Raw genomic sequence first — 13437 nt, forward strand, 5'->3', positions numbered from 1 at the left:
AGCGTGGACGTACGGTGCTGTCAGCGCGTACAGCGGCCGACAGCACAGATGGCGCCGGCCTGGCGTCGCAGATCGACGTGGAGGCGCGCGGCGAGGTGCTCCGAATTGGTCACAGCCACGAGACTTCCAGCGCATTCAAGCCACGTCAATGTCGCTTGCGTGCCCGTCTCGCATTCTGAATCAGCCGACATGCGGGTGAAGTACGGCGTTCACAAAAGGGCCCTTTCGTCTCCGCGCGGCAATCCGCACGGTGAGTCCCGGCTTCGGCGGTGCTTTGGCGGTGCTCTGGCGTCCGGCCCCACAGTGGCGCCATGCCGCTGTTCGTCCTGCGCTGTCTGACGGAGCTGGGGGAGGCCCTGATGGCCTTCGGCCGCCTCTGGGTCCACATCCCCGACCCCCCGCGCCCGGCGACACCCGACCAGGAGGTCGGCAAGGCTCCGCCGAGCCGATCGCACACCCGGCCGGAGGGGGTCGTTCCGCCCAGGTGTCCGCAGGGGTCCGCGCCGTCCGCGGCGAGCCGTGTGTTAGTGTTGTGCGTTTGACGTGGTCTGTTCGGTCCTGCCGGGCCTTCCTCGGTACGCTCCTCTGCGGAAGGCAGTTCATGAAGCACCTCGACGATTCCGGCTTCGCCGATTTCGACCTGCCGGTGGAGGTGCTGCGGACGCTGAGCGGACTCGGGGTGCGCGAGCCCTTTCCGATCCAGGCCGCCACACTGCCCGATGCCCTGGAGGGGCGCGACGTCCTGGGGCGCGGGCGCACCGGATCGGGCAAGACGCTCGCCTTCGGCCTGCCGCTGCTGACCCGTACGGCCGGGCGGCGCGCCGAACCGAAGCAGCCCCTCGCCCTGGTCCTCGTGCCCACGCGCGAGCTGGCCCAGCAGGTCACCCAGGCGCTGGCGCCGTACGCCGAGGCGCTGCGGCTGCGGATGGCCACGGTCGTCGGCGGGATGTCCATCGGCCGGCAGATCGCCGAGCTGCGCGAGGGAGCCGAGGTGGTCGTCGCCACCCCCGGACGCCTGCACGACCTGATCGAGCGCAAGGCCTGCCGCCTGGGACGGGTCAGGACCACCGTGCTGGACGAGGCTGACCAGATGTGCGACATGGGATTCCTGCCGCAGGTCGTCGACGTGCTCGACCAGGTGCACCCCGACGGTCAGCGGATGCTGTTCTCGGCCACCCTGGACCGTGACGTCGATCAGCTGGTCAGCCGCTACCTCCACGACCCCGTCGTCCACTCGGTCGACCCGTCCGCGGGGACGGTCTCGACGATGGAGCACCACGTCCTGGTCGTCCACGGCCCCGACCGCTACGCCGTCACCACGGAGATCGCGGCCCGCGACGGCCGCGTCGTGCTGTTCCTCGACACGAAGCACGCCGTCGACCAGCTCACCCGCCATCTGCGGGCCAACGGGGTGCACGCCGGGGCCCTGCACAGCGGCAAGTCACAGCCGCAGCGCACACGGACCCTGGCGCAGTTCAAGGAGGGCCGGATCAGCGCTCTGGTGGCGACGAACGTCGCGGCCCGCGGCCTGCACGTCGACGACCTCGATCTCGTGGTCAACGTCGACCCGGCCACCGACCCCAAGGACTACCTGCACCGGGCCGGCCGCACCGCCCGCGCCGGCGAGTCCGGCCGAGTGGTCACGCTGGTGCCGGGGGGCCGGCGCCGCGAGGCGAGCCAGGTACTGGCCGAGGCCGGCATCGAGCCGACCGTCACCAAGGTGCGCTCGGGCGAGGCGGAGCTGAGCCGGATCACCGGCGCCAAGGCTCCCTCCGGCACCCCGCTCGACGGCGGTCCCGCCGCCCGCCCCAAGAACACCAACGCCCCCTTCCGCGGCCTCGGCACCACCAAGGACCCCTCCCGCGGCGGCGGCGGCAAGTCCCGCAAGTCCGGCGAGGCCCGCAAACTCGCCGAGGCCCGCAAGGCCGCCCTCGTACGCCGCAACGGCTGAGCACGGATGGTGACGGGCCGTCAGGCCCAAACGCTCCCGCACTGAACCGGCACCCGGCCGACGCCGACACGCCTGCTGAGGTACCGGGGATCGTCGGCTCGGTCGACGAGGATCGGGGTCACCATGGCCCCGTCCCCATCCCCCTCCCCGGGTGCACCCCGCTCGCGCCGCGCCAGGGCGTCTCTGCTTCCGATCCTGATTCCCCTCGCGATTCTGATCGTCGTGGCCGTCTCTGTCGGGTCGTGGCTGCAGTTCCGTGAGCGGGAGGCGATCGACACGGTCCGCGTGACCGGATCCGTGGCTGCCGACCGGGTGGACGTGGAGGCCACGGTCCAGAGCGTGGATGCCGCGGCCCGAGAGCTGCTGCTGCGGGTGCGGGTCACCCCGCTGGGGAGTCTCGGGGAGGAGGACGGGACGGCCCCGGTGGCCGATCTCACCCTCCAGACCTCCACGGCGACCCTCGGCGACCTGGCCTTCAAGGCGCACGAGCGGCTCGCGACCAAGGACGTGAAGGTCGCGATCACGGGCGGATCGATCAGCGACTACCCCTTCGACGCCTACGAGACCGAGATCGGGTTCTGGGCGACGCTGGGTGGTGAGGACGTTCCGGTGCGGATGCTGTTCTCCAGCAACGACACGCTCTTCTCGGTCTCCCCGACGCCCACGGCCGCCGGGGCGGAGGCCGTCCTGGGGCTGGATCTGGTCCGGTCGAGCAGCCTGCTCGTCTTCGCGGTCTTCATGATGCTCGTGATGTGGGCGCTGGCGGCGTCCGTGCTCATCGGCGCCTGGTACCTGACGACCCGCGCCAAGGGCCTGGTCTGGCCCGCCCTCGCCTGGATGGCCGCCACCCTGTTCGCGCTCGCGGCGTTCCGCAACACCGCCCCCGGCACACCCCCGATCGGCTGTGTGCTGGACTGGTTCGCCTTTCTGTGGGCCGAGACCGTCATCGCCCTCTGTCTGATCACCGTGGTGATCAGCGGCGTGCACGGCGCCCTCGACCCGGACGACGCCCAGCCCGCCCAGCCCGCCTCGTCCGCCTAGTTCCCGGTCACCGCCGTCGCTCGGCGGGGAGCGACGAAGCCGCAGATCGGCGGGTCTGTGAGCAGGTGAGGACGGACTGCTCCGAGTGGCGCTCCCCGGTGGTGCGCGGCTGCCCACCGGCCGAGTGTGGCCTACGCGGTGGGCCACCTTCCGACGCGTTCGGGGCAGGTGGAGCCGCTCAGCATCGTCGTCAGTCTCGGCGCGGCCGAGGCCGTCAGAAAGACGGAAATCACATGGCGGAACAGGGCATCGGACAAGGCTTCCTGCCGTTCGCTCGGGGGAGCGGCAGGTCCGTACGAAGGCAGGCGCAGCGCCGCCGCGCACCGCGGGGTTCCCGGCGGTCGCCCACCGGGGTGGCGCTCGCCGCGGCCGGTCTGGCACTCCTGGGGGCGCTCGTTCCGACACCGAGCAGTGCGGTGTCCGAACGACCGCCCGCCGGACCCCATCCCGGAGATCAGGCGGCGCGGTTCACCCCTGGTCCCTGCCCGCAGGCACCCGACCCGATCCCCGGACGGTGCGGGGTCCTGGAGGTGCCCGAGAACCGGTCCCACCGCGGCAAGCGGACCATCAAGCTGACCGTCGCGATCGTCCCGGCCGCGTCGGCGAGGCCGGCAGCGGACCCGGTCGTGTTCATGGAGGGGGGTCCCGGCGGTGACGCCATCGGGGCCATCCCCTTCCTGGTCGACTCCGGCGTCAACCGGGATCGCGACCTGATCGTCATGACCCAGCGCGGCGGGCCGTACTCGGAGCCGTACCTCGCCTGCCCGGAGATCGACCGTTTCAACGCGCAGGCCGTGGGACTGCCCTACGACGCGCCCTCGACCGGGCGGCTTCTGGTGCGCGCGGCGAAGGAGTGCCGGGACCGCCTGACGGCCGACGGAATCCGGCTGAGCGACTACAACACCACCGAGAACGCCGCGGACTTCGCCGACCTGCGCAAGGCACTGGGCATCAGGCAGTGGAACGTGTACGGCTACTCCTACGGCACGGACCTCGCCCTCACCTATCTGCGCCGGCACCCCGAGGGGATCCGCTCGGTGGCGATCGACTCGGTCGTGCCACCGCAGATCGTGAGCCTGCCGTGGGCCTGGGACAGCGCACAGGAGGGGATCAACGCGATCTTCGCGGCGTGCGAGGCGCAGCCGCGCTGCAACAGCCGCTACCCGGACCTCGCGCGCACGTTGACGGAGCAGGTCCGGCGGCTCGAGGCGAACCCCCTGACGCTGACGGTGCAGCCGCCCGGGGGAGGGAACCCGGTACGGGTCGTCCTCGACGGGGGCGCGCTGGTGAACCTGCTGGTCACGAATGGCGGCGCCCTGCCGGCCGCCGTCGTCCCCGCGGCGCTCGACGAGCTCGCCCACGGCAACCCGCAACGCTTCGCGCAGGCGCAGGCCGCCGGAGCGGGGACGCCCGTCGTGCCCCAGGCGCACGGTCTGACGCAGTCGGTGGTGTGCAGCGAGTGGGCGCCGGGCTTCTCGGAGTCCGACCTCCTGGAGGCGGGGCGCCGGGCGTTCCCCGGCTGGCCCGACACGGTGCTGGCCCATGCGCCGCAGCTTCCCTTCCAGTACGACCTGTGCCGCGTCTGGAACGTCCCGGACCGCACCGCGATCCAGCGGGTGGCCACCTTCAGCGACGTGCCCGCGCTCATCGTCACCGGCACGTTCGACGCCAAGACCGGGGCGAGCTGGGGGCCGTACGCGGGCCGCACGCTGCCCCGCTCGACCGCCGTCCTGATCCCAGGGATCAGCCACTTCGTGGTCCCGCAGTCGCCCTGCGCGCAGAGCGTGCTGGCCTCCTTCCTCGCGCGTCCGACCGCGCCCGACACCGGGTGCGTGGCAGGACTCGAGCCCGCCCCGTTCATCCTCACCCCTGATCCGGAGAGCACATGACGTCCCTCAGCCCACCCCGCCGCCGGCGCGCGTCGCGCCGGCTCCCGGCCACGCTGGCCGGGGCCACGGCCGGCGCCCTCGTCGTCGGTCTGGCCGCGCTGCCCGCACACGCCGAGTCCGGCGCCGGAGCGCCGCTCGGCACGGTCGCCCGGACGGCGGGCGACGCCCGCTTCGAGCCGGGCCCCTGCCCGCGGACGGCGGACCCGATCCCCGATCTGGAGCGCGCCCGCTGCGGAACGCTCACCGTGCCCGAGAAGCGTTCCGGGCACAGAGGCGGGCGGAAGAAGATCACCCTCGCCGTCGCGATCATCCCCGCGGTCAACCGCACAGCGGCGCCTGACCCGATCGTGTGGCTGGCCGGCGGACCCGGCGACGACGCGGTCTCCGAGATTCCCATGGCGGTCGCCGGCGGCCTGAACCGCGACCGCGACGTCATCTTCATGTCCCAGCGCGGGACCTACTCGGCCGACCCGGAGCTCACCTGCCGGAACGTCGACGAGTTCGTCGCGGACAACCTCGATCTCGTCTTCGGCGCGCCGTCCACCGGGCGCCTGCACGTCGAGGAGACACGGAAGTGCCACGACCGGCTGGTGAGCCGCGGGGTCGACCTCAGCGCCTACAACGGCACCGAGAGCTCCGCGGACTACGACGGCCTGCGCAAGGCCCTGGGCATCAGGCAGTGGAACGTGTTCGGCATCTCCTACGGCACCGACCTCGCCCTCCAGTACATGCGCCTGCACCCGAAGGGCATCCGGTCGGTCGGCATCGACGGCGTCCTGCCGCCGTCCCTGGCCGGCGGGGCCGTCACGTGGAAGGCCGCGCGCGAGGGCTTCGACAGCATCTTCGAGACCTGCGCGGCGCAGCCCGCCTGCAACACCCGCTATCCGAACCTCAAGGCCACCTTCGAGCGCCTCGTGGTCGAGCTCGAGGCCCGACCGGTCACCACCACCGTCACGGTCCCGGGGCAACCGGAGCCGGTGAAGGTCGTGCTCGACGGTGGCCTGCTGGTGAACTGGCTGACCTTCGCCAGCCACCTCGCGGCCGGAGTACCCCGCTCCATCGACGAGTTGGCGCACGGCAACCCGCAGCGCATCGCCGAGCAGTACGCCGGTGGGAAGCTCAGCCCGCAGGCCATCGGGAGGGTCTCCCACGGGCTCGTCTTCGGCATCTTCTGCAGCGAGTGGACACCGTTCGAGAGCGAGGAGGACGTGATCCGGGCGGGGCGGAGTCTGTTCCCGTCGTTCCCCCGCTCGGTACTGGCCAACGCCCCGCTGCTCAGCTGGATGCACGCGGACTGCCGTGCCTGGGACGTCCCCGCGGCGCCGCCCTCGATCCGGGACGTGACGGTCAGCGACATCCCGACGCTCGTCCTGTCCGGCGGGTTCGACGCCCAGACCGCGCCGAGCAGCGGTCCGTACGCCGCCCGCACGCTGAGCCGGTCCACCGCCGTCACGGTCCCCTACGTCGCCCACGTGGTCTTCGCCGACTCGTCGTGCGCGCAGACGATCACCCGCTCGTTCTTCAACACGCCGACCGCGCCCGACCGCTCATGCCTCTCGGGCCTCCAGCCGCCGACGTTCGAGATCGGGCCGTAAGCCGCCCCCGAGGGCCTGCCGGTCGGGCGGCGTCTCCGTCCGCCGGTACGAGGGCCCCGAGCGACCGTGCTCGGGGCCCTCACCCTGTCTCCGTGCGGTCGCCGCGAGTTCGGCATCCGCCGACGGGGACGGGGCGACCGGGCGAGGGCACCGGAGTCTGATGTAATCGTCCCCGGACGGCCCCCGGACGGCCCCCGGAGCCGGGGTCACCAGGGGCGGGATCAACGGCTGGGGGGACGTTGCAAGAGCTGGGCGCCGCCGACCCGAGGCAGGTGGGTCGCTACCGGATCCTCGCGCGCCTCGGCGCGGGCGGCATGGGCCGCGTGTATCTGGGCCGTTCCACCAGCGGCCGCATGGTCGCCGTGAAGGTGGTGCGCGCCGAACTCGCGGAGGATCCCGACTTCCGGCGCCGGTTCGCCCGGGAGATCGAGGCCGCCCGACGGGTCACCGGGTTCTTCACCGCGGCGGTCGTCGACGCCGACCCCGAGGGCGATCCCGCCTGGCTCGCCACCGCGTACGTCCCCGGTCTGCCGCTCGACGCGGCGGTCCGGGCCCACGGGGCGTGGCCCCGGCGGTCGTTACTCGTCCTGGGGGCCGGTCTGGTCGAGGCCCTGGAGGCCATTCACGCCACCGGGCTGATCCACCGGGACCTGAAGCCGTCGAACGTACTGATCGCCGCCGACGGACCGCGCGTCATCGACTTCGGCATCTCCGTCGCCACCGAGGCGAGCGTCCTCACCCGGACGGGCACGGTGGTCGGCACGCCGGGATTCATGTCGCCGGAGCAGGTGACGGGACATCACGTCACCTCGTCCAGCGACGTCTTCTCGCTCGGCGCGGTGCTCGCCTTCGCCGCGACGGGCGCGCCGCCGTTCGGCGTCGGATCGCCGCACGCGGTGAACTTCCGGGCCGTGTACGAGGCCCCCGACCTCCAAGGGCTGCCCGCCGACACCGACTTCGTCGGCCGGTGCCTGGAGAAGGATCCCGGCGGACGGCCCACGGTGCCGGAACTCCTGGCGGAGTTCGCCTCCTTGCTCGGTGAGACCGGTGGCCAGACCTACGGGGGCGGGCTGCCCGACGTGACCGCCTGGCTGCCGGAGGCGGTGGCCCTGGCGGTCACGCGCCCGGCCGGTACGGATCCGGCGCGGGCGGACACGCCGCCGGGGACGCCGGGCGGTGCGGTGGACGGCGCGGTGGGCGCCGGCGCTGAGGACGGTGCGGTGGGCGCCGGCGCTGAGGACGGTGCCGGATCGGCCCCGACGCCGCCCGACCCCCGGGAAGCCCTGGCCAGGAAGCCCACGCCGGCTCCGCAGGACTCGCCGGTTCCGCAGGACCCAACCGTCCTGCAGGACCCGCCCGTCCCGCAGGACCCGGCCACACCGGCCCCGGCCACGCCCGCCGTGACGCCGACCGCACCACCGCCTCCGCCCCTGCCGCCGACGTCCCCGCCCGCATCGACGTCCCTGCCCGTATCGACGCCCGAGCCGGAGCGGACGTCTCCGCAGTCGCTCGACGGCGAGCCGGTCCTCGTCTCCTCGTGGGAACCCGCCTCTCCCGCCACCCGCCCCGGCCGTCCCGCCGCCGCCCGCCCGGGTGGCCGCGCCCGCGCTCGCCGCATCGTCGCGGTCGCCGTCGCGGCGGTGCTGGTCGGCGGCGGCATCACCGCCCTCGTCATGAACCTGGACAAGGACAGGAACGACAAAGCCACCGGGACAGGGGACGCGAACGCCTCCTCCGCCGGCTTCGACGCCGCCGTCGACAAAGTGGTCAGCCCCTCCTCCAAGAAGGGCGGCACGCTCCGCCTCGCGACCGGGATGGACGCCGACTCCTGGGACCCGGCCCGCGCCTACTACGGGTGGGTCTGGAACATGCAGCGGCTCTACAGCCGCACGCTGCTCACCTATGACACCAAGCCCGGAGCGAAGGGCCTCGGGCTCGTCCCGGACCTCGCCGAGACGCAGCCCGAGGTGTCGCCCGACGGAAAGACGTACACCGTCAGGATCAAGTCCGGGCTGACGTTCGAGGACGGCACACCCATCACCTCCCAGGACGTCAAGTACGCGATCCAGCGGACGTTCGCGACGGACGTCCTCAGCGGCGGTCCCCTGTACTTCCCGGAGCTGCTGGACCAGGGCCAGAACTACCGGGGCCCCTACAAGGACGCCGGCGGCACCGGTCTGAAGTCGATCGCGACGCCGGACGAGCGGACACTCGTCTTCCGTCTCGCCACGCCCGACTCGCGGTTCCCGCACCTGCTGGCCATGGGCGCGACCGCCCCGGTGCCCAAGTCCAAGGACACCGGCGCCCGTTACGGCCTGAAGCCGGTCGCGTCGGGGCCGTACCGATTCGACTCGTACAGCCCGGGCAAGTCGCTGGTCCTGGTGCGCAACACCCACTGGAAACCGGCGACCGACCCGGTGCGCAAGGCGCTGCCCGATCGCATCGAGTTGAACGTCTCGGCCGCGTCGGAGCAGGTGGCCACCCAGCTCATGGCAGGCATCGCCGACCTCGACGCGTCACAGGCCGGCCTGTCCCAGGCCGCGTCCGTCAAGGTCATGGGCGACCCGGAACTCAGGGCCCACGCGGACGCCGCGTTCTCGGGGGCTCTCCGATACGTCGCGCTGGTGTCCCGGACGGCACCCTTCGACAACGTGCACTGCCGCAAGGCCGTCCTGTACGCGGCCGACACCACCGCACTCCAGACCGCGCAGGGCGGCCGGACCGCGGGCGCCCGCCACGGCAACATGCTGCCCCCGACCATTCCGGGCGGTGATGCCTACGACCCCTTCGACCTCACCACCGGCAAGCCCCGGCTCGCGAGGGCCAGGGAGGAACTCGCCGCCTGCGGACGCCCGAAGGGCTTCTCCACCAAGCTCGTCGTACGCGACATCAGGCCCAAGGAGGTGGCCGCCGCCGAGGCGCTCCGACAGGCCCTGAAGGCCGCGGGCATCCAGGTCGAGATCGAACGGGTGGATTCCGGGCAGTACTCCGGCATCGCCGGCGACCCCAGCGTGGTCGAGACCAGGGGGTACGGCCTCATCGTGACCGGCTGGGGCTCCGACTTCCCCCACGGATCCGGCTTCCTGCAGCCGCTGGCCGACGGCCGCTACATCCTCCCGAACGGCAACGTCAACCACGCCCAGGTGAACGACCCCGCGATCAACACCCTGTTCGACCGGGCGGCGGCGGAGACCGACCCCGACAAGGTGGCCGATCTGAACCGCACGCTCAACCACAGACTCACCGACGGCGCCCACTACCTCCCGGTCGCCGCCGTGAGAACCCTCAACTACCGCAACCCGCGCCTCACCAACGTGTACGTCAGCCAGGCATACGGCATGGTCGACGTCCAGGCCCTCGGCGTCGGCGGAGGCGAAGCGGGCTGAGCCCCACGGGGCGCGGGGAAGGGCCTGGTCACCCAGTGGCTACCGCTCCAGCCCGAGCGCGACGGCCTCGACCTCGTCGCCGCCCAGCGGGAACGGAATGTGGCCGATCATCGCGCCGGCCCCGACCGCGGCCCCGGTGACCGGCGGGAAGCCGTGCTCGGCCATGAGACGGCTCGCGGCCTGATTGGGCGTCCCTGCGCCCGCGCCCGCGCCGTGCCACAGGGTCAGCTGAGTGTCGAGCCTTGTCATCGTGACGTTCTCGGTCCGGAGCAGGCCGCTGATCTCCTGCACGAGTTCCATCCCGTGAAGCGACGTCGGTAAGCGCGCGACACGGCCGTCCTGCACCAACAGCAGTCCGTTCGTCGTCGCCGTGCCGCCCGGCGTCGTCCGCGCGGGGGCGGACGAGCCCGGCGGGTACGCCGCCGGGGTGTGGTCCGCCTCGTCCTCCGAGAGCCTTTCCCTGACCGTCAGTCCCCCGATCAGCGCCGCAAGCACCAGGGCCCCGGCCATCGTGCGGTCCCGGATTCGAGGAGGAAGCCCCGGGCGATTGCGTCCATTCGGCTGGCGGATGCGACGCGTGGTGCGGACGGTATTTTTCGGTCCGCTAGCGTCGGTCGGGACGCAGGTCACAGAAGTGACGACCGTTCGTTTCCGGCTTTGTGAGGCGTGTGCTCCATGACCCTGTCCATCCGTAACCAGCTGCCCGGCACCGTCATCGCCGTCACCGCGGGCGAGGCCATGGCGGCCGTGAAGGTGCGCCTGGCGGGCGGTCAGGAGATCACCGCCGCCATCACCGCCTACGCCGTCAAGGACCTCGGCCTGGCCGAGGGTTCCGCGGTCAAGGCTCTCGTGAAGTCCACCGAGGTCGCCCTCGCGACCGGACCCGTCGAGGGCCTCTCCATCCGCAACCGGCTCGCGGGTTCCGTGACCGAGGTGGCGACCGGCGGTGCCATGGGTTCCGTGAAGGTCTCCGTAGACGGCGGCGAACTGACCGCCGCGATCACCAGGGACGCCGTCGAGGACCTGGGCCTGAACGCCGGGACGTCTGTCGTCGCCCTGATCAAGTCGACCGAGATCTCCCTCGACACCGCCTGAGCGGGAGCCCGGGAGTCAGGACGACCCGCCTCGGGTTCAGCGCGGTGAACGGCCTGGAGGTCGGACCGGCCTCAGAACTCGAACCACAAGTCGATGTCCGGGTGGACCCGTTCACGCAGACAGCCCGAGTGTGCATAGGCCAGCTGCCGCACGGCACCGCCTCGCACGGGGTCAACCGCCCCCATCCTGAGCTCGGTCGCTGCCCCGTCCTGGTCGAGATCGATGACCTGGCAGCAGAAGCAGCAGGTGGGGTTCGGACTCAACGATGTCCTCTCATATCGCCGGGACAACAGCGCCGCAGCGCCGTTCCGCACACCCTACGCCGGTCGTCGTTGTACGGCGTCGGCGAGGGCCGCTGTCACGAACGTGTGGACGGCTGACGCGGTGGGCGGGCCGGCGTCGCGCCCGGCGACCAGCAGGTGCGCACCGCCGGCGGAGCGAGCGGCGGCCGTCTCGGTGGTCAGAGAGTCACGACCGTCGTCTCGGTCGCCTTCACGCTGGTCCAGACGGACACCCCGTCCGCGAGGCCCAGTTCGGCGGCGGACTGCGGGGTGATCTCGGCGACGAGGTCGGGCGCGTGGTCGGAGGTGATCAGGACCCGCAGCCGGCTGCCGGAGGCCGTGATCTCGCGTACGGTGCCGGGCCACACGTTGCGGGGGCTGCCGCCGGGCCTCTCGCGGTGGACGGACACCGCCTCCGGCGCGACGATCGCCAGCGCCGTCGTCCCGGCCGGGGGCGGGTCGGCCGCGACCAGGACGCCGCCGCCGTCGAGCGCGAGGCCCTCCGGTGTGGCCGTGCCCGGCAGGGCGTTGCGGCCGAGCATCCGGGCGACCCACGGGGACCGGGGGTGCCGGGTGACCTCGGCGGGGGAGGCGTCCTGGAGCGCGCGGCCCTCGTCGAGTACGAGCACGCGATCGGCGAGCGAGACCGCCTCCACCGGATCGTGGGTGACCATCAGGCACACGCCGCCGAAGCCGGCGAGGTGCGTGCGCAGGGTGTGCCGTACATGGGCCCGGGTCGTCTGGTCGAGGGCGGCGAGCGGCTCGTCCAGGACCAGAAGCCGGGGGCGGGCCGCGAGCGCCCTGGCCAGGGCGACCCGTTGCGCCTGGCCGCCGGACAGCTGGCCGGGCCTGCGGTGCGCCAGGTGGCCGACGCCGAGGCGGTCGAGCCAGCCCGCGGCCGTGCGGCGGGCCTCGGCGCGAGGCACGCCCTGGGCGCGCAGGCCGTACGCGGTGTTGGCGAGGGCGGTCAGGTGCGGGAAGAGGGCGCCGTCCTGCGGCACCCAGGCGACCCGCCGCCGGTGCGGGGGCAGGGCGGTGACGTCGGTACCGCCGAGGACGAGGTCCGCGTGGGCTCGGGGGGTGAGTCCGAGCAGGGCCCGGAGCAGGGTCGTCTTGCCCGCGCCGTTCGGTCCCACGACGGCGATGGTGGTGCCGGGTTCGGCGTCCAGGGTGAGCCGCGTGAAGCCGGTGACCTCGGCGTGCAGGGACCAGCGCTCGCCGGTCGGGGAGGACGGGGCGGCCGGCGTGGCCTGGAGCGGCTCCTCGACGGTCGCGTCCGCGGTGTCCTCGGGTACGGCACGGGGGACGCGGTCGGCCGGCGTGCCCGTCCAGCGTCCCCGCAGGGCGACCAGGACGGCCATGGCGATGGCGAGCAGCAGCAGCGAGACGGACGTCGCCGCCTCCGGCTCGTCCTGCAGCAGCAGATACACCTGCAGCGGCAGGGTCTGGGTGGCGCCCGGCAGGTTGCCCGCGAAGGTGATCGTGGCGCCGAACTCGCCGAGCGCCCGGGCCCAGGTCAGGGCCGCGCCCGCGACGACCCCGGGCGCCACCATGGGCAGCGTGACGGTGAAGAACACCCGCACCGGCGAGGCGCCGAGGGAGGCCGCCGTCTCCTCGTAGCGGGAGCGCAGTCCGCCGAGCGCGCCCTCCAGGCTGATGACCAGGAACGGCATGGCGACGAAGGTCGCCGCGAGCACGGCGCCGGAGGTGTGGAACGGCAGCGTGATGCCGAAGGTGTCCTCCAGCCACGGCCCGAGCAGCCCGCGCCGGCCGAACGCCAGCAGCAGCGCGACGCCGCCGACGGTGGGCGGCAGCACCATCGGGAGCAGCACGAGTGAGCGGACGAACGCCTTGCCGGGGAAGGGCACCCGGGCGAGCAGCCAGGCCAGCGGGACGCCGAGCAGCAGCGAGAGGCCGAGGGCCCAGAAGGAGACGAGGAGCGAGAGCTTCAGCGCCTCGACCGTGCCCGGCGAACTCAGGTGGTCGGCCAGCTCGTCCCATTCGGTCCGGACCAGGATGCCGACCAGCGGCAGGGCCAGGAAGGCCACGGCCGCCAGCGCGGGCAGCGCCAGCGTCAGGGGCGGCCGGGTACGCGGCGTACGGACGTCTGCTCGTTTCATCGATGTTCCCGAAGACCTGACGACGTGAGGGGGAGGGGCTGTCCGTTCCCCCGGATACGGAAAGCCCCTCCGATCCGAG

General features: G+C 72.8%; 9 protein-coding genes. 6 read left to right on the forward strand and 3 right to left on the reverse strand.

Annotated elements, in window-relative coordinates:
* Positions 1–20 precede the first annotated feature (20 nt).
* The gene (locus ABZO31_RS29800; RefSeq protein ID WP_406864419.1) at positions 21–191 is read right to left on the reverse strand and encodes a putative leader peptide; all 171 of its coding nucleotides are present in this window, start codon (positions 189–191) and stop codon (positions 21–23) included.
* A gap of 410 nt (positions 192–601) precedes the next feature.
* Between ABZO31_RS29800 and ABZO31_RS29805 the strand changes: the two genes are divergently transcribed.
* From ABZO31_RS29805 to ABZO31_RS29825, 5 genes are all read left to right on the forward strand, one after another.
* Positions 602–1951: a DEAD/DEAH box helicase gene (locus ABZO31_RS29805; RefSeq protein WP_406864420.1), complete on the forward strand. Its 1350-nt coding sequence runs from the start codon at positions 602–604 to the stop codon at positions 1949–1951.
* 123 nt (positions 1952–2074) lie between these two features.
* Positions 2075–2992 (forward strand): DUF4436 family protein, encoded by a 918-nt coding sequence (locus tag ABZO31_RS29810; protein ID WP_406864421.1) that lies wholly within the window; start codon positions 2075–2077, stop codon positions 2990–2992.
* Between the two features lie 530 nt (positions 2993–3522).
* On the forward strand, positions 3523–4881 hold the full coding sequence (locus ABZO31_RS29815) for an alpha/beta hydrolase (protein ID WP_406864422.1): 1359 nt from the start codon (positions 3523–3525) through the stop codon (positions 4879–4881).
* On the forward strand, positions 4878–6476 hold the full coding sequence (locus tag ABZO31_RS29820; protein ID WP_406864423.1) for an alpha/beta fold hydrolase: 1599 nt from the start codon (positions 4878–4880) through the stop codon (positions 6474–6476). The genes ABZO31_RS29815 and ABZO31_RS29820 overlap by 4 nt, the downstream gene beginning before the upstream one ends.
* A 239-nt stretch (positions 6477–6715) precedes the next feature.
* A complete protein-coding gene (locus ABZO31_RS29825) occupies positions 6716–9862 on the forward strand; it encodes an ABC transporter substrate-binding protein (protein WP_406864424.1) in 3147 nt (1048 codons plus the stop codon).
* Between the two features lie 39 nt (positions 9863–9901).
* On the opposite strand, the gene ABZO31_RS29830 is transcribed toward ABZO31_RS29825, so the two are convergent.
* Entirely contained in the window at positions 9902–10372 is a 471-nt protein-coding gene (locus ABZO31_RS29830; RefSeq protein ID WP_406864425.1) for a hypothetical protein, read from the reverse strand.
* Positions 10373–10537: 165 nt separating this feature from the next.
* Here ABZO31_RS29830 and ABZO31_RS29835 point away from each other — a divergent pair, with 165 nt between their 5' ends.
* On the forward strand, positions 10538–10957 hold the full coding sequence (locus tag ABZO31_RS29835; protein WP_406864426.1) for a TOBE domain-containing protein: 420 nt from the start codon (positions 10538–10540) through the stop codon (positions 10955–10957).
* 460 nt (positions 10958–11417) lie between these two features.
* Here the strand turns inward: ABZO31_RS29835 and ABZO31_RS29840 are convergent, their stop codons facing one another.
* Positions 11418–13358 carry an ABC transporter permease gene (locus ABZO31_RS29840; RefSeq protein WP_406864427.1) on the reverse strand — a complete coding sequence of 647 codons (1941 nt, stop codon included), beginning with the start codon at positions 13356–13358 and terminating at the stop codon, positions 11418–11420.
* Between the last annotated feature and the right edge of the window lie 79 nt (positions 13359–13437).

It is taken from the genome of Streptomyces solicamelliae (assembly GCF_045348655.1).
GTDB lineage: Bacteria > Actinomycetota > Actinomycetes > Streptomycetales > Streptomycetaceae > Streptomyces > Streptomyces solicamelliae.